16 protein-coding genes are annotated in these 15,852 nt (G+C 66.3%); 13 read left to right on the top strand and 3 right to left on the bottom strand.

All coding sequences use genetic code 11. The features are described 5' to 3' along the window. Nucleotides 1-4: 4 nt before the first annotated feature. The 5 genes from rimM to ACTQ49_RS12355 all read left to right on the top strand — a co-directional run bounded on the left by rimM (nucleotide 5) and on the right by ACTQ49_RS12355 (nucleotide 4,865). Complete coding sequence (rimM, locus tag ACTQ49_RS12375; RefSeq protein WP_441828145.1) at nucleotides 5-556, top strand: ribosome maturation factor RimM; 552 nt, start codon at nucleotides 5-7, stop codon at nucleotides 554-556. Next, entirely contained in the window at nucleotides 553-1,248 is a 696-nt protein-coding gene (gene trmD, locus ACTQ49_RS12370; protein WP_441828144.1) for a tRNA (guanosine(37)-N1)-methyltransferase TrmD, read from the top strand. Before rimM ends, trmD begins: the two co-directional genes overlap by 4 nt. Before the next feature lie 208 nt (nucleotides 1,249-1,456). Next, a complete protein-coding gene (locus ACTQ49_RS12365) occupies nucleotides 1,457-2,107 on the top strand; it encodes a succinate dehydrogenase cytochrome b subunit (protein ID WP_441828176.1) in 651 nt (216 codons plus the stop codon). Next, the gene (locus ACTQ49_RS12360; RefSeq protein WP_441828143.1) at nucleotides 2,107-4,119 is read left to right on the top strand and encodes a fumarate reductase/succinate dehydrogenase flavoprotein subunit; all 2,013 of its coding nucleotides are present in this window, start codon (nucleotides 2,107-2,109) and stop codon (nucleotides 4,117-4,119) included. Before ACTQ49_RS12365 ends, ACTQ49_RS12360 begins: the two co-directional genes overlap by 1 nt. After that, nucleotides 4,116-4,865, top strand: a complete 750-nt coding sequence (locus ACTQ49_RS12355; protein WP_441828142.1) for a succinate dehydrogenase/fumarate reductase iron-sulfur subunit — start codon at nucleotides 4,116-4,118, stop codon at nucleotides 4,863-4,865. Before ACTQ49_RS12360 ends, ACTQ49_RS12355 begins: the two co-directional genes overlap by 4 nt. An 88-nt stretch (nucleotides 4,866-4,953) precedes the next feature. Here the strand turns inward: ACTQ49_RS12355 and ACTQ49_RS12350 are convergent, their stop codons facing one another. Continuing rightward, on the bottom strand, nucleotides 4,954-5,916 hold the full coding sequence (locus tag ACTQ49_RS12350; protein WP_441828141.1) for a hypothetical protein: 963 nt from the start codon (nucleotides 5,914-5,916) through the stop codon (nucleotides 4,954-4,956). A 130-nt stretch (nucleotides 5,917-6,046) separates the two neighbouring features. Then, the gene (locus tag ACTQ49_RS12345) at nucleotides 6,047-6,535 is read right to left on the bottom strand and encodes a SigE family RNA polymerase sigma factor (RefSeq protein ID WP_441828140.1); all 489 of its coding nucleotides are present in this window, start codon (nucleotides 6,533-6,535) and stop codon (nucleotides 6,047-6,049) included. Nucleotides 6,536-6,756: 221 nt separating this feature from the next. Here ACTQ49_RS12345 and rplS point away from each other — a divergent pair, with 221 nt between their 5' ends. From rplS to ACTQ49_RS12305, 8 genes are all read left to right on the top strand, one after another. Then, nucleotides 6,757-7,104 (top strand): 50S ribosomal protein L19, encoded by a 348-nt coding sequence (gene rplS, locus ACTQ49_RS12340; protein ID WP_441828139.1) that lies wholly within the window; start codon nucleotides 6,757-6,759, stop codon nucleotides 7,102-7,104. A 227-nt stretch (nucleotides 7,105-7,331) separates the two neighbouring features. Next, nucleotides 7,332-8,129, top strand: coding sequence for a signal peptidase I (gene lepB / locus ACTQ49_RS12335; protein ID WP_441828138.1), 798 nt, complete (start codon nucleotides 7,332-7,334; stop codon nucleotides 8,127-8,129). Nucleotides 8,130-8,161: 32 nt separating this feature from the next. Next, entirely contained in the window at nucleotides 8,162-8,803 is a 642-nt protein-coding gene (locus ACTQ49_RS12330) for a ribonuclease HII (protein WP_441828175.1), read from the top strand. Next, nucleotides 8,800-9,114 (top strand): DUF2469 domain-containing protein, encoded by a 315-nt coding sequence (locus ACTQ49_RS12325; protein ID WP_342091180.1) that lies wholly within the window; start codon nucleotides 8,800-8,802, stop codon nucleotides 9,112-9,114. The genes ACTQ49_RS12330 and ACTQ49_RS12325 overlap by 4 nt, the downstream gene beginning before the upstream one ends. 111 nt (nucleotides 9,115-9,225) lie before the next feature. Next, nucleotides 9,226-9,639, top strand: coding sequence for a YraN family protein (locus ACTQ49_RS12320; protein ID WP_441828137.1), 414 nt, complete (start codon nucleotides 9,226-9,228; stop codon nucleotides 9,637-9,639). Continuing rightward, nucleotides 9,636-11,162, top strand: coding sequence for a YifB family Mg chelatase-like AAA ATPase (locus tag ACTQ49_RS12315; RefSeq protein ID WP_441828136.1), 1,527 nt, complete (start codon nucleotides 9,636-9,638; stop codon nucleotides 11,160-11,162). The genes ACTQ49_RS12320 and ACTQ49_RS12315 overlap by 4 nt, the downstream gene beginning before the upstream one ends. Next, entirely contained in the window at nucleotides 11,159-12,316 is a 1,158-nt protein-coding gene (gene dprA, locus ACTQ49_RS12310; protein ID WP_441828135.1) for a DNA-processing protein DprA, read from the top strand. Before ACTQ49_RS12315 ends, dprA begins: the two co-directional genes overlap by 4 nt. Nucleotides 12,317-12,500: 184 nt before the next feature. Then, complete coding sequence (locus tag ACTQ49_RS12305) at nucleotides 12,501-13,031, top strand: hypothetical protein (RefSeq protein WP_441828134.1); 531 nt, start codon at nucleotides 12,501-12,503, stop codon at nucleotides 13,029-13,031. On the opposite strand, the gene ACTQ49_RS12300 is transcribed toward ACTQ49_RS12305, so the two are convergent. Next, the gene (locus ACTQ49_RS12300) at nucleotides 13,032-15,464 is read right to left on the bottom strand and encodes an N-acetylmuramoyl-L-alanine amidase (RefSeq protein WP_441828174.1); all 2,433 of its coding nucleotides are present in this window, start codon (nucleotides 15,462-15,464) and stop codon (nucleotides 13,032-13,034) included. Nucleotides 15,465-15,852: the final 388 nt, after the last annotated feature.

Genomic DNA, 15,852 nt, shown 5'->3' with positions numbered 1-15,852 from the left:
CGAGATGAGTGCATCGGTCGAAGTGGTGGTCGGCGTGATCGGCCGCGCCCATGGAATTCGTGGCGACGTGGCGATCGACCTTCGTACCGATGAACCCGAGCGCCGATTCGAGCCCGGATCGGTCCTGCGGGTGGAGGGCAGCCGCAGGCAACTCACCATCGAGCAGGCGCGCTGGCACTCCGGGCGGCTGCTGGTCCACTTCCGAGAACTGGCCGATCGTACGGCCGTCGAGGAGGCCCGCGGCCTTGTCCTCGTCGTGGACGTCGATCCCGATGAACTCCCGGAGGAGGAGGACGAGTACTACGACCGGCAATTGGTCGGGCTGGAGGCCCGGCGGGCCGATGGCTCCGTGGCCGGGCAAGTCGTGGAGGTGGTGCACCTGCCGGCGCAGGACCTGCTGACCATCCGGACGCAGCGGGGGGACCGGTTGGTTCCCTTCGTCAGTGAACTCGTACCCGAGGTGGACCTGGCGGCCGGCACGGTGTTGCTGGCCGATGTCCCCGGACTGCTCGAGGACGAGGATGCGGAGATCGCCGATGGCGGGGTCCAGCGATGAAGCTCGACATCGTCTCGATCTTTCCGGACTACTTCGCCCCGCTCCAGCTCTCGCTGGTGGGCAAGGCCATTGCCAAGGGCCTCCTGCAGGCCGAGGTGCATGACCTGCGCCAGTGGACCCACGACCGACACAACACCGTTGACGACACCCCCTATGGTGGCGGCGCCGGCATGGTGATGAAGCCAGAACCCTGGGGCGAGTGCTTCGATGCACTGCTGGAGGACCTCGACGAGCCCCCCGTGCTGGTGGTCCCAACGCCGTCGGGTATCCCTTTCAGCCAGCCCATCGCCTATGAGCTCAGCGAGGAGTCGCACCTGCTCTTCGCGTGCGGGCGCTACGAGGGCATCGATCGTCGTGTCATGGAATACGCGGCCACCCGGATGGAGGTGCGCGAACTGAGCCTGGGGGACTATGTCCTCAATGGGGGAGAGGTGGCCACGCTGGCCATGATCGAAGCCATCGTGCGCCTGATCCCAGGCGTGATCGGAAATCCCGAGTCCCTGACGGAGGAGTCGCACTCCGACGGGCAGGACCACCTGCTCGAGTACCCCGTCTACACCAAGCCGCCCGTCTGGCGCGGGCTGGAGGTTCCGGAGGTCTTGTTCAGTGGTCACCATGCCCAGATCGCGGGCTGGCGACGGGAGCAGGCCGTCGAGCTCACACGACGTCGCCGGCCGGACCTGATGCCCTGATTTACGTGCGGAAGTTGTGCTCTAAATGACCGGGTGGAGGTTGAATCTTCCCAAGTCAGGGTGCAGTTGGTAACAATTCGAAGATTTTGGCTCGCTCTTCGGGTTCGTGTTCACACTCGGGACTCGAATTGTCTAGGGTGAGCCTGTGGCGACAACTCTTACCAACCATCAGAGAGCAGCCCGGTCCACAGTGGCAATGAAGGCCATCATGGCCGTCACTGGCCTGTGTCTGATCGGCTTCCTGCTCATGCACATGTTCGGCAACACCAAGTTGCTGCTTCCCGACAACGGCGCGGAGTTCAATGAGTACTCTCACTACCTGCGTCGCTTCCTGTACCCGATCGTGCCCCCGATGTGGTTCCTGTGGGCCTTCCGAGTCTTCCTGCTGGTGTGCATCTGCTTGCACATGTGGTCGGCTGCCCAGCTGACCGGGCGCAAGAACCGCAATGTCGGCGGCGCGCGCTATGCCAACAAGAAGAACATGGAGAGCTCCTTCGCGGCCCGCACCATGATCTGGAGCGGCATCATCCTGGTGCTCGGCCTGGTCATGCACCTGCTGCACTACACCGCCCAGGTGCTGCGTCCCGGCTACGCGCCGGGTGTGACCGATCTGGCCCCCTATGACCGTGTGGTCGCGGGCTTCAGCGTCTGGTGGGTCGTGCTGGCCTACGCGATCTTCATGATCGCCGTCTGCCTGCACATCTACCACGGCTGCGCCAGCGCCTTCATCACGCTGGGCGCCAATGTGAGCGCCGGCTCGCGCAAGCTGCTCAAGAGCCTGTCCGGCATCATCGCCGCCCTGCTCTTCATCGGCTTCCTCGTGCCCCCGGTGATGATTCTGAGTGGAGTGATTGGATAATGACCGAGACCCTGCTGAATGCCGCTGACTACTGGACCGTCGGCGAGGAGATTGAGGACACCAAGGCTCCCAAGGATCTCCCGATCGACAAGATCTGGAGCGAGCGCAAGTTCACGGCCAAGCTGGTCAACCCGGCCAACCGCCGCAAGCTGAAGGTCATCATCGTCGGTACCGGTCTGGCCGGCGGCGCCGCTGCCGCCACGCTGGGCGAGGCTGGCTACCAGGTGGAGAACTTCTGCTACCAGGACAGCCCCCGTCGTGCGCACTCGATTGCTGCACAGGGTGGTATCAACGCGGCCAAGAACTACCGCAATGACAACGACTCGACCTACCGTCTGTTTTATGACACGGTCAAGGGCGGCGACTACCGCGCCCGTGAGACCAATGTGTACCGACTGGCCGAGGTCAGCGCGAACATCATCGACCAGTGCGTCGCCCAGGGCGTTCCGTTCGCTCGTGAGTACGGTGGCCTGCTGGACACCCGCTCCTTCGGCGGCGTGCAGGTGCAGCGCACCTTCTACGCCCGAGGCCAGACGGGTCAGCAGCTGCTGATCGGCGCCTACCAGGCGTTGGAGCGCCAGGTGGCCGCCGGCACGGTGAAGATGCACACCCGCCACGAGATGATCGAACTGATCACCGTGGACGGCGTGGCCAAGGGCATCGTCACCCGTGACATGGTCACCGGAAAGATCGAGGCGTGGACCGGCGACGCGGTGGTCCTGGCCACCGGCGGCTACGGCAACGTCTTCTTCCTGTCGACCAATGCCATGGGCTGCAATGTGACCGCCGGATGGCGTGCGCACCGCAAGGGTGCCTACTTCGGCAACCCCTGCTACACGCAGATCCACCCCACCTGCATCCCGGTGCACGGCGAGACCCAGTCCAAGCTGACCCTGATGTCGGAGTCGCTGCGAAATGACGGCCGCATCTGGGTTCCCAAGCGAGCCGAGGACTGCGACAAGGATCCGCGCCAGATTCCCGAGGAGGATCGCGACTACTACCTGGAGCGCATCTACCCGGCCTTCGGCAACCTGGTCCCGCGTGACATTGCCTCGCGTCAGGCCAAGAACATGTGCGACGAGGGTCGCGGTGTCGGCCCGGCCGTCAAGGAGGTCGACCCGGTCACGGGCAAGGAGCGCATGGTGCGTCGCGGTGTCTACCTCGACTTCTCCGACGCCATCAACCGCATGGGCGCCAAGGCCGTCGAGGCTAAGTACGGCAACCTCTTCGACATGTACAAGCAGATCACCGCTGACGATCCCTACAAGGTTCCGATGCGCATCTACCCGGCCGTCCACTACACCATGGGTGGCGTCTGGGTGGACTACGACCTGATGACCTCCATTGAGGGTCTGTACTGCACCGGTGAGGCCAACTTCTCCGACCACGGCGCCAACCGTCTGGGCGCTTCGGCCCTGATGCAGGGCCTGTCGGACGGTTACTTCGTGCTGCCGAACACCATCAACGACTACCTGGCGGATGCTGCCCAGCATGCGCACGTCGAGCTGGACCACCCGGCAGTGCAGGAAGCCGTCAAGTCGGCAACCGACCGCATCAACACGCTGCTCAGCATCAACGGCACCCGCACTGTCGACTCCATCCACAAGGAGCTCGGCAACATCATGTGGGAGTACTGCGGCATGGAGCGCACCGAGGAAGGCTTGAAGACCGCCATCCACAAGATCCGTTCTCTGCGTGATGAGTTCTGGAGCAATGTGAAGGTCACGGGCGTCAACGAGGACTTCAACCAGACCCTGGAGCGTGCCGGTCGTCTGGCCGACTTCCTGGAGCTGGGCGAGCTCATGTGCATCGATGCGCTGCACCGTCGCGAGTCCTGCGGTGGTCACTTCCGCGCAGAGAGCCAGACGGAGGAGGGCGAGGCGCTGCGTCACGACGACCAGTACGCCTACGTCGCCGCCTGGGAGTGGGCCGGCGAGGGCAACAAGCCGATCCTGCACAAGGAACCCCTGGTCTACAAGGCCATCGAGCTCAAGCAGAGGAGCTACAAGTGAAGGTCACGCTTCGAATCTGGCGTCAGAGCAGCGCCAACGCCAAGGGCCAGATGGTCACCTACCCGCTCGACGGTGTCAGCGAGGACATGTCCTTCCTCGAGATGCTGGACCTCCTCAATGAGGAGCTCACCGTCAAGGGCGAGGAGCCGGTGGCCTTCGACCACGACTGCCGCGAGGGCATCTGTGGCATGTGTGGCGTCGTGATCAACGGCGTCGCACACGGTGGCCAGCACACGACCACGTGCCAGCTGCACATGCGTTCGTTCGCCGACGGCGCCGTCATTGACATCGAGCCCTGGAAGGCCGGAGCATTCCCGGTCATCAAGGACCTCGTCGTTGATCGTGGTGCCTTCGACCGCATCATCCAGGCTGGCGGTTTCATCTCCGCCAACACGGGTTCCGCTCCGGATGCCCACGCCACCCCCGCGCCCAAGCGCGAGGCTGACAAGGCCTTCGACAATGCCACCTGCATCGGCTGCGGCGCCTGCGTGGCGGCGTGTCCGAACGGCTCGGCGATGCTGTTCACGTCGGCGAAGATCACCCACCTGGCCATGCTGCCGCAGGGCCAGCCCGAGCGGTACAGCCGCGTCAAGGGCATGGTCGCGCAGCATGACGAGGAGGGCTTCGGCGGCTGCACCAACATCGGCGAGTGCGCCCAGGTCTGCCCGAAGGGCATTCCGCTGGAGAGCATCAGCCAGCTGAACCGTGACCTCATCAAGTCGCTGTTCCGCGGCGAAGGCAAGTAATTCGCACGAACTGCTCGAAGGGGCCGGTCGGGAGTGATCCCGGCCGGTCCCTTTGGCGTCCCTGGCAGGACGGAAGGTCAGCCGTTGGTCATCGGGCGAGCAGGTCCGACGCAGTGAGGTTCGTGCTCGCTGCGGGGTCGCTGGCCAAGGGTGTGGACTGGGGGACCTCGGTTCCCGATGTGGTCCGGACGATCCACGTCAGACGACGCCCGACCACCGAGACCGCGGCCGTCTCGTCGAAGACGGCACCATCCTGTCTGCGCACGACGATGCGACGCAGCTCTGCCTCGTGCGGCTCGACGGATCGCGCGAGCTGTCCGACGGGCGCATCGGTGAGCGCGTCCTGGTCAATGGCTGTCGCATTCGACTCGGAAAGCCGCCCGGAGCAGTCGTCGTACCAATCGGAGATGGTCTTGTGTGACGCGGAGGCCTGGTCCGATGTCTCGAACTCATAGACCGAGACCTGCACACTGGCCTCGCCGCCGAGCGCCCGCTCCAGCAACCGTTGCTGTCCAAGGCCATAACGATTGCGCTCGCACGCGCTCAGTGCCGCCTGCGGGCTCGTGAAACCGTCCCACTCCACCTCGTTCAGCACCTGGAGGCCCCCAGCGCCAGCAGCCAGGATCTGGCTGGCGTCTGGAACATTGCGCCATGTGATCGGTGAACCGGTCGCCACCCCGGTCGCGTCGCCCTCTGGTTGGACCCGGGTTGCGGGGATCTGCTCGCCGCTCGGACGAGGAGTCGTCCTGGCGGGCAGGGGCGTTGCGGGCGGGGGCGTTGCGGGCGGTGGCGAAGCCGATCCGGCGGGCTGGACGACCACCGGCGTCGTCCTGCCCAGCCCGGACAGTGGCAGCACTGCAGCCACGGCCAAACAGGCCACCAGTCCACTTCCGGCCGTCGCGGCCCTGCGGCGCGTGCGCCGCCGGTCGCCGCGCCGGCGGATCTCCTCCGGCGCGGGGCCATTCAGCTCTTCGTCAGTGGGCATCCGCAGTTCCGCGAAGAGGGCGGCGCTGCGGGGATCGAGGTCATCCCAGTCGTGCTGGTTGTTCACCGTCGCTCCTCCTCTCCTGAGAGTGCTGTGGGCCGGTATGGCGTTGACTGGCCGACCGTGTGGTGGATCTCTACATCGGGTCTACGCATGGCGAGCCCCTGGGGTTGCATGATCCGCAGAATTCCTGCCCTCATTCTCCGCGATCCTCGGCGACGGCCAGAATCCGGGCGAGGGCAGCCCTGCCCCGGGACAGTCGCGCCTTCACGGTTCCCGTGGGACTACCAGTCTCGGCCGCGATGTCGTCGATACCCATGTCACACAGGTGGTGCAGCACGATCGCGCGCCGTTGCTCCTCCGGGAGCTGGGCCAGGGCTCGTTCGAGCAGCACCCGGTTGGCATCTGGCTCCTGTGGGTGGCGGTCCTCGACCGCACGGTCCGGCTGACGGAAGGCTCGACGGGCCTTGCGCCAACGGCTGACGGCCAGCCGGTACGCAACGGTGCGAACCCACGCCTCGGGAGCGTCATTGCGATCCAGCTGACCTCGTCTGTCCCACGCCCGTACGAAGGCCTCCTGGGTGCAGTCCTGCGCCTCGGCCCAGTTTCCGCACATGGCGTGGATCTGGCCCACCACGCGGGCATAGGAAGCCGTGTAGAAGGCGTCGAACTCCTCCTCGGTCACCGACTCTCCTGACTGGGTGTGAACTGACCACGTGGTCCTGCTGTCCAGCATGCACCGTCCACGGTTCAGCCGATTTCGCGGGTGGCGGTCACCTGTGGAAGAATGTCCAGCTGTTGCTCTACGTCATCCGGCTCCTGCCACAGGGGGACCGTCCGGAGACGCGGAGACCTTAGACCAAGACATTCAGCATGGTGACCTGTGGCACCAGCGAGGAAGAGACAATGAACCAGATCATCCAGGAGCTCGACAAGGCCTCCCTGCGCACTGACCACCCGGACTTCCGGGCGGGAGACACCGTCAAGGTGCATGTGAAGGTCGTCGAGGGCACCCGCTCGCGTATCCAGGTCTTCGCCGGCGTCGTGATCGCCCGCAATGCGGGTGGTGTCCAGGAGGCCTTCACCGTGCGCAAGGTCAGCTTCGGCACGGGTGTCGAGCGTACCTTCCCGCTGCATTCGCCGATCATCGACAAGATCGAGGTCGATCGTCACGGTGACGTGCGTCGCGCCAAGCTGTACTACCTGCGTGGTCTGCACGGCAAGGCTGCCAAGATCAAGGAGAAGCGCGTCTGATCGCGTTTCCCTCGTGAATGTGGGGGGTGGGGGGCGGGGCGGGGGGGGGGCGGCCCCCACGCCCTTCTTGCATCAGCTCGCCAGATGCCTGACCGTCGGTCCGCGGCTCTGTGACCAATGGACAGGTCACGATGGCACGTGGCGTGCGTTCTGGGGCGCGGGCGCCGCCTAGACTCATGCGAGGACGAGCGCAGCAGGCGCTTGCCGAGTACCGGAAGGTGTGCCCAGTGACCCAGGAGCCGCGTGCCCACGCCACTCAGGAGCAGGGGGCCCATGCGCCCGACGAGAGGTCGGGAGGCTTTGGGCGCAGGGTGCGCGGCGCGATCAGTGAGTTGCTGGTCGTCATCATCGGTGCACTTGTCATCTCCGCGGTCCTGCGGGCCTTCGTCGGCCAGATGTTCATCATTCCTTCCGGTTCCATGCAGACGACGCTGGAGATCAATGACCGTGTGGTGGTCTCCAAGCTCAGTGACTTCAAGCGGGGGGACATCGTGGTCTTCGAGGACCCGGCGGGTTGGATCCTGGATCGTCCTGCCGAGCGCACGGGTCTTGGCAAGGTTGGTGAGACCATCGGCATTCTTCCGGCGACCGGCACGAACCACCTGGTGAAGCGGGTGATCGGCATGCCGGGCGATCGCGTGAAGTGCTGTGATCCGGATGGCCGGATCACTGTCAACGGCAGCGCGCTCGACGAAACGAGCTACCTCTATACCGGCCCGGACGGCGCACAGGTGGCTCCCTCGGACTGGGACTTCGAGGTGGTCGTTCCCCAGGACCACATCTTCGTGATGGGCGATCATCGCGACGCATCGGGCGACTCCCGGATCCACCTGCAGGACGGGGTGCCGAAGGGATCGAATGCCTTCATCCCGCTGGACAAGGTGGTGGGGCCCACAGTGGCCATCGCTGCTCCCTTTGATCGCATCACGCGCTTCACCACGCCGGACGCCTTTGATGCCGTGGCCGGCCCCGAGGAGCCTGCCCCCGCCGAGGGAGTCGTCGTCTCCGACGGTTACGGGCGCTGACCGCAGCCCACCGGCAATCAGTGGGGAGTGGTATTGCGGTGATTCGTCCGGGCAGGGGGATCTACGGCTATGAGAGGGCGCTGGCTCGCGCCGGCATGGGTCCCGTGGCGGGGGCCGATGAAGCTGGCCGCGGCGCGTGTGCAGGGCCCATGGTGGCAGCCGCGGTCGTGCTCTCCGACAGTCCGTCACGGCGCATCGATGGCCTGGCCGACTCGAAGTTGCTCACCGCACGTGCCCGTGAGCGTGTCTACGACGAGGTGATGACCAAGGCACTGGCCGTGTCCTGGGTGCGCATCGAGCCAGCCGAGTGCGATGCCCTCGGAATGCACGAGGCGGACATCCAGGGTCTGCGGCGATCCCTGCTCCGGCTGGAGGTACGGCCCAGTTATGTGCTCACGGACGGGTTTCCCGTCGATGGGCTCGGTGTTCCCGGATTGGCGGTCTGGAAGGGAGACCGTGTTGCTGCCTGTGTTGCGGCCGCCTCGGTGGTGGCCAAGGTGGTGAGGGACCGCATCATGGTCGACTATGCCCGGGCCTACCCGGAGTACTCCTTCGAGGTGCACAAGGGTTACGCGACGAAGGCGCACCAGGAGCGCTTGGAGCGGCACGGTCCTTGCCCCATCCATCGCTTCAGCTATGCCAACGTCCGGCGCGCTATGGTGGTCGCACCATGAGCGCCGAAGACCTTGAACAGTACGAGAGCAAGCTGGAACTCGACCTGTACCGCGAGTACAAGGACGTGGTGGGGATCTTCACCTACGCGGTGGAGACGGAGCGGCGCTTCTACCTCTGCAATGCCGTCGACCTCAAGGTCCGCACGGAGGGTGGCGACGTGTACTACGAGGTCAGCATGGGTGATGCGTGGGTCTGGGACATGTACCGTCCGGCCCGCTTCGTGAAGTCGGCCAAGGTGCTGACCTTCCGCGACGTCTCGATCGAGGAGATTGCCCACTCCGATCTCCAGGTTCCCGACGATCAGGACTGAGCTGAACCATCACCATCGGCCATCCACATCCTGAATGGGACGATCGTCCCTGTGGATGACTGAACTTCCTGCACCCCCAATGCACACCTTGTCCTCGGAGGTGTTGTGGAAATGGACGACGGACGTGCACCAACCAGCAGCCATGACCAGCGCATGGGACGACTGGGAGAGGACCTGGCCGACGCCCACCTGAGAGGGCTCGGGTGGCAGGTCATCGATCGGAACTGGCGATGTGCCCATGGCGAGATCGACATCGTGGCGCGGGAACCCTCAGGCCCGAAGCGGACCACGCTGGTCTTCGTGGAGGTCAAATACCGCTCAGGGACCGGATTTGGAGACCCACTCGAGGCGATCACCGCTGTCAAGGTGAAGCGCTTGACGGATCTGTCACAGCTGTGGGTGCGCGAGCGCCGGGCCATGGGCCGGCGGATCGACGCCAGCGCGATACGTATCGACGCGGTGGGGATCCTCCGGGTTCCCGGAGGGAACCACCGCATCACCCACGTTCGGGGGATCACCCGATGAGCTCGGCGACCACATGGTCGGTGGCTCTGGTGGGCGTCGATGCGACATTGGTGGAGGTGGAGGCAGCGATCGGCAGTGGGCTGCCCAAGACGGTGCTCGTCGGCCTGCCAGACACCTCGCTCTATGAGGCCCGCGATCGAGGGCACGCAGCCGTGAGCAGCGTCGGCCTGCCCTGGCCCAACCAGTTGGTCACCATCAATCTGTCGCCTGCTTCGTTGCCCAAGACCGGATCCCACTACGACCTCGCCATTGTCACCGCCGTGCTCGCAGCCGCTGGCAGTGTGCCCTCGGAGCTGGCCGGCGAGGTGGTCATGATGGGGGAACTCGGTCTGGATGGTCGAGTGCGTCCCGTGCGGGGGATCCTGCCTGCCCTGCTGGCCGCACGAGAGGCGGGCTTCTCGCGGGCCGTGGTCCCCGCTGGGCAGGTGGGCGAGGCGACCCTGGTGGACGGTGTGACCGTCTGGGGGGTCAACTCGCTGCTCGACCTCGTTGACGTCCTGCATGGTCGACCGGTGCTCTTGCCGCCCATCGTCGCGCATCCGAGGAACGTGGACCGTCATGCGCCGGACCTGTCCGAGGTCGTGGGGCAGGACGAGGCGCGTTTTGCGCTCGAGGTGGCCGCGGCGGGGCGACATCATCTCTTCTTCACGGGACCGCCGGGGGTGGGCAAGACGATGCTGGCGGAGCGCTTGCCGGGGCTGCTGCCTGACCTGGATCTGGCTGAGTCACTGGAGGTCTCGGCCATCCATTCCCTGGCTGGGCACGACCTCAATGAGGGCCTGATCACTCGCCCTCCCTATGCAGATCCCCATCGCAGCGCCTCCATGGCGGCCCTGATCGGCTCCGGACGGCGGGTGGCCCGTCCGGGGGCCATCTCCCTGGCCCATCGTGGGATCCTTTTCCTCGATGAGGCCCCCGAGTTCAGTCCGCGCACACTCGATGCCCTGCGCACACCTTTGGAGTCGGGGGTGGCGACGATCTCACGAGCGCAGATCCAGGCCCGCTTCCCGGCGCGATTCCAGCTCGTCATGGCTTCCAACCCCTGTCCCTGTGGGAACCACGGTCAAGTGACGGCCGCCTGTCGTTGTTCTGCCACCGCAGTGCGTCGCTATTCCGAGCGGATCTCGGGCCCCATCCTGGACCGGATCGATCTGCACCAGCAGCTCGTTCCCGTCCGAAGGGCCTATCTGAAAGCCCAGTTGGGCACGGGAGAGTCCACTGCCACCGTCGCGCAGCGTGTGCTGGAGGCCAGGGCCCGCCAGGCGCGCAGGCTGGCGGGCACCCCGTGGACCACCAATGGCGAGGTGCCGGGTGCCTACTTGCGGTCAGGCTTGCCGGCGGCTCTGGGCCTGGAACTGGTGGACGAAGCGCTGGTCTCGGGCAGGTTGAGCTCTCGTGGCGCCGACAAGGTGGTGCGTGTGGCCTGGACCCTTGCAGATCTGGCCGGCCATGATCGGATCCGTCGCGAGGACCTCGCTGCCGCACTCACCATGCGACGGGGAACCCGGGAGGCTGCGGCATGACAGCCACGAGCATCTCCGCTGAGTCCTTGTGGACGGACGAGCGCCGCGCCCGAGCGGCGCTGACCCACGTGTGCGAGGCGGCCACGCCGGGCTTGACCGCGCAGGTGGCACAGGCTGGAGCGACACAGGTGTGGGACGTGCTGCGGTCCAGTCAGGAGGAAGGCAGGTGGGCGCGGCGTGCCAAGCTGCTCGATGTCGACGAGATGATCGATCAGGCGATGCAGCACGGGGTGCGCTTCGTGATGCCCGGTGACGACGAGTGGCCCGAGTGCCTTGGAGATCTGGCTTCGGCGCAGGTCGCGGGGCAGGGTGGCTCCCCGCTCGGACTGTGGTTGCGGGGACCCCTACGGCTGGCAGAACTGGCGGATCGAGCCGTTGCTGTGGTGGGGTCTCGTGCCAGCACTGCCTACGGCGACAGTGTGGCCACGGACCTCGCGATGGACCTGGCAACTCCGTCGGGCCCTGGCTGGACGGTGGTCTCTGGAGGTGCCCACGGCATCGACGGCGCGGCTCACCGGGGTGCCTTCGCCTGTGGGGGGCGGACCGTGGCGGTCCTGGCGGGCGGACTCGACGCCCCCTATCCACGTGGCAATCGTCAGCTCTTCGAGCGGATGGCCCGTGAGCACCTGCTGGTCAGCGAAGTTCCCTGTGGGATGCATCCCACACGCGTGGCCTTCCTGGCTCGCAATCGGCTGATCGCGGCCCTCGCCGTGGGGACCGTCGTGGTCGAGGCTGCCGCTCGCTCGGGGGCGAACAACACGGCTTCCTGGGCGGCGGCCTGTGGGCGTGTGGTGATGGCCGTCCCTGGACCCGTGCACTCGTCCTTGAGCATCACGCCACACCGCCTGATTCGCGACCAGCGGGCAACCCTGGTGGCGGGTGCCGCGGACGTCCTGGCCCTGGTGGAACCCCTGTCATCATCCCCGATGCTGCCCGTCGGTGGACCCGACCGTCGACTGGACTCCGTGGATCCGGCCCTGATGCAGGTCAGGGAGTGCCTGCCGGGCCTCGGTTCCCTGTCGACGGGCCAGGTGGCGCAGCGTGCCGGGCTGACCTTGCCAGCGGCGCTGGCATCATTGGGCCAGCTGGAGGTCCTGGGGCTGGTCCGGTGTGATGAGCAAGGGGAATGGTGCTTGGCCCCCTTACGACGGTGAATTCCGTGCGGCGATGCCATCGCTGCGACGGTGGCATCCGTACAGGCAGAGGCTTCGACCCAGACAGGTGAAGGAGACCCAGATGCAGGTGTATGCGAGACCGAGCTGGAGGATGGCCCGGCAACTCTGTTCTGACGTGCTGGTCCTGTGCTGGATTGGCGTGTGGTGGTGGGCCTCGAGGGCCATGCGCGATCTGGTCGGGAGTTTGGCGGGTCCGGCGCGGCAGACGGCGCAAACCGCCGGCGACCTGTCAGAGCAGATGCGCTCCGCGGGCGAGCACGTGGGCGGGATCCCGGGTATCGGCAACGGCCTGGGAGAACCGTTCGGCCGGTTGTCGGAGGGGCTGGGGCAGATCACCGAACAGTCCGAGCAGCAGGTGGACCTCGTCCAGCAGCTGGCCCTGGCGACGGGGTGGATGACCTTCTTGTTGCCTACGCTGTTGGCGCTCGTGCTCTGGTTGCCCCGCCGCCTCCGCTTCGTGCGCAATGCAGCTGCTGCCCGAAATCTGGTGGACGCTGATGCTGACCTACAACTCTTCGCACTGCGCGCCATGGCCAATCTCCCGATAGACCGCTTGGCCCGGATCACACCGGATCCAGTGGGGGAGTGGCAGCGGGGCAATGCGGACGTGATCCGTCGACTGGCAGCCCTGGAACTGGAACGCACCGGGCTGGACATGCCAGCGCCGGTGCGTCCCGAACGACCCGCCCAGTGATCAGGCGATCGGCCCCAGCCCGCGGACCTCGGGGAGCATCGCGACCGGTCGCTGCCAGGAGCCCCCGCCCTTGTTGCCGTAGACGAGCAGCGGTCCGCTGGCACGGTGGCCCGCCAGGTCCCAGCGGCCATCGTCATGGACGTCGCCCACAGAACCGATGTCGGTGAAGTCCTGCCAGCCATGGCCGATCTGCTGGTAGCGCCCGGTCAGGGTGCCCGAGCTCGAGCCGTGGTATGTCAACAGCGCGCCGGAGTTCGTGACGGCCAATAGGTCCACGACCCCGGCACTGCGGATGTCCCCCACCGTGGCGAGTTGCTTGATCGCTCCCCAGTTCCAGCCAATGGTGGCCGTCGAGGTGACCCGCAGATCGCGGCCCAGGGTGTATCGCATCAAGCGGTGGTCGCCGGAGACGCCGACCAGCTCGGGCAGGCCGTCGCGCGTCATGTCCGGCATGAGGGTGATCTCACGCATGCCATTCCAGTTCCATCCCACCTGACGGGGGGCCGTGTACTGGCCGTGCCCGGCGCCCTTCCAGGCCCACAGGCTGCCGTCGGTGCGCCGCGCCACCAAGTCGGAATGTCCGTCGCCGTCCAGATCAGGCAGGTGCGAGATCCAGTTGACCTGCATGCCCAGGCTGGACCCGGCTCGGGCCGGCCCCGGCTGGAGCTGACTGGTGGTCGGGTACCACTGCAGGGTGCTGCCCGACGGTGCGGTCAGGATGTCTGCGCGTCGATTGCCGTCGAGGTCGGCCACCTTTCCCGACGGCGGGGTGCCCGGGGTGTACGCCTCGAGTTCCTTGAGGGCGTCGATGCTGGCGTCAGCCGTGAAGTTCCCGAAGGGGGTGGAGATCGTGGAGCCGATCACGGTGACCGTGCCATTGGCGAAGGACTGGGTGGACCCCGTCGCCTGCGAGACCATTGCCCCGGTGGGCGCCCCCAGCCGTGCAGCGAGACTTGGGTTCTTGCGCAGCCAGGTGTCCAGAACGCCGGTGGTCAGGTGCGTGCCCGTGGTCGGGCTGGAGTGGATGCTGCCCTTGTCGAAACGCACCACATTGGCACCAGTGGCGCTGTCCAGGGTTTGGTCACCCTGCGGCCAGCCCAGCGTCTGGAAGGCATCGGACTGCCGATACCGAGCATCGATGGCGGCATCCATCCAGTGGGTCTGTCCCGAGCTGGTCAGGTAGACCCCACCCTTGGTGAAGGTGGTGGTGCGCCCGCCATTCCACGGCCGCTCCAACAGGTGGGGGGAACCGAGCTTGCCGGACTCGCCACCCTGCGAAACCCACTCCTGGTAGATGGGTGTCTTCCATTCGCCCATGGCCGCCGTCACCTGGCTGCGCAGCGACGGCATGGCGGCAGTGATGTTGGTGCCTGGGCAGGCGGTGGACATCACATCGCCATGTCGGGCAATGCGGTTGATGTATTTCCCGGCCAGGGTGAGCTTGCTGTTCGGGTCGCGGTAGTTGCCCGCCAGCTTCCAGGCGAGCACCTTGCTGACAGATGCCATGGAGGCATCGCTCTGGCGTGCGGTCTGGGAGTTCATCATCACGCTGATGCCGACGGTGTCGGTATTCCAGCTGGTGGCGTGGGCTCCTCGAATCGGAGCGTCCATCCCGCCGTGGCGGCCTTCGAAGATGGTGCCGTACTTGTCGACCAGGAAGTTGTAGCCGATGTCGCACCACCCGAGGGTCTTCACGTGGTAGGCGTAGATGCCGCGAACCTGGGAGGCGGACTGGGCGGCGGTGTAGCTGTTGGAACCGGCCGTGTGGTGGACGATGGCCGCCTTGATGGTGGTGGCGACATTCGGCTTGACACAGCTCGGCGTCAGCAGGGACTCATCTGCTCCCCATCCGGCGCGGGTGACGATCGCGGGTTGGGGTGCGGTGGCGCTGGCAGCCGCGCTCGAGACTCGCGGCTGCGTTGCCTGCAGGTTTTCGTCGGCGCTCACCTCACGGGAGTCGATCACCGCCAGCTGCGGGTCATTGATCGTGGCGGGGGCGGTGGGGGAGGTCAGAACGCGCGCCTCGACGGCCAGCGCGGCTCCCGTGAAGATCGGGTCACTGCCCTTGCGTCCGGTGGTCTCCCCGGGCAGGGCCTCGAGGTCGTGTGTCTCCCACGCCTGCCAGCCAGCATCGGTCCTGACGCGCAGCTGCAGGAGCGCGTTGCCCTGCAGCCCTGTCCAGGTCAGGCCGACCATGGTGAGGGGAACGGTGGTGGGGGAGAGCGCGGCCAGTACCCGGCGCGGCTGCCCGTCGACGGTGACCGTCTCGATATCGGGGGTGAGGGGGAAGAGGCCGGCATCGGGGTCCTGCGGCGCCGGGGCGGCGGGCATCGGGACGGGAGCGGCCGGTAGATGGGCAGTGGCTGGGGCGGGCAGCTGGCCGCACAGCAGGGCCGTGGTGGCCAGACCAAGACCGAGCAGCCGAGTGGACATGCGCTTCACGGGGGATCTCTCCGAAGGTTGACGACTGGTGTCGGCTGACGAGTACCCCCGTATCGTCGACCATCCCCGAGCAGAATCCAGTGAACAGTGCTCGGACCCGACGAACCAAATTGTGTCTTGACCCCCACCTGAGCTTTGGCTGTCACCGCAGGGCCGGGCAGGTTCGGTTCCGTGGCAGGCTGGACTCTGCTTCCCCAGCGTCACAGGAAATGAGGATCTCCATGCAGCTCGACGACCTTGAGTGGGGAGATGTGCTCGCCCAGGAACAGGGGGGTGTCCCTATGTTGCTCGTCAAGCGGCGAGGGGTATGGGTGAGGGTTCTGGCGTCGGGGCGGGTGCTCGGTAGGGCTCCCGGTTCTTGAGCATGGCGAACAGGACG

Source organism: Luteococcus sp. Sow4_B9, from assembly GCF_052116585.1.
Lineage (GTDB): Bacteria > Actinomycetota > Actinomycetes > Propionibacteriales > Propionibacteriaceae > Luteococcus.
The sequence above is the reverse complement of the archived record's forward strand: the minus strand, read 5'-3'. Positions and strand labels throughout refer to the sequence as shown.

Coding starts and splice junctions, on each gene's coding strand:
- ACTQ49_RS12320 (WP_441828137.1), top strand. CDS start 9,226: ATGGACGACGGACGTGCACCAACCAGCAGCCATGACCAGCGCATGGGA.
- ACTQ49_RS12360 (WP_441828143.1), top strand. CDS start 2,107: ATGACCGAGACCCTGCTGAATGCCGCTGACTACTGGACCGTCGGCGAG.
- ACTQ49_RS12365 (WP_441828176.1), top strand. CDS start 1,457: ATGGCCGTCACTGGCCTGTGTCTGATCGGCTTCCTGCTCATGCACATG.
- rplS (WP_441828139.1), top strand. CDS start 6,757: ATGAACCAGATCATCCAGGAGCTCGACAAGGCCTCCCTGCGCACTGAC.
- trmD (WP_441828144.1), top strand. CDS start 553: ATGAAGCTCGACATCGTCTCGATCTTTCCGGACTACTTCGCCCCGCTC.
- rimM (WP_441828145.1), top strand. CDS start 5: ATGAGTGCATCGGTCGAAGTGGTGGTCGGCGTGATCGGCCGCGCCCAT.
- ACTQ49_RS12315 (WP_441828136.1), top strand. CDS start 9,636: ATGAGCTCGGCGACCACATGGTCGGTGGCTCTGGTGGGCGTCGATGCG.
- ACTQ49_RS12305 (WP_441828134.1), top strand. CDS start 12,501: ATGCGCGATCTGGTCGGGAGTTTGGCGGGTCCGGCGCGGCAGACGGCG.
- ACTQ49_RS12300 (WP_441828174.1), bottom strand. CDS start 15,464: ATGTCCACTCGGCTGCTCGGTCTTGGTCTGGCCACCACGGCCCTGCTG.
- dprA (WP_441828135.1), top strand. CDS start 11,159: ATGACAGCCACGAGCATCTCCGCTGAGTCCTTGTGGACGGACGAGCGC.
- ACTQ49_RS12325 (WP_342091180.1), top strand. CDS start 8,800: ATGAGCGCCGAAGACCTTGAACAGTACGAGAGCAAGCTGGAACTCGAC.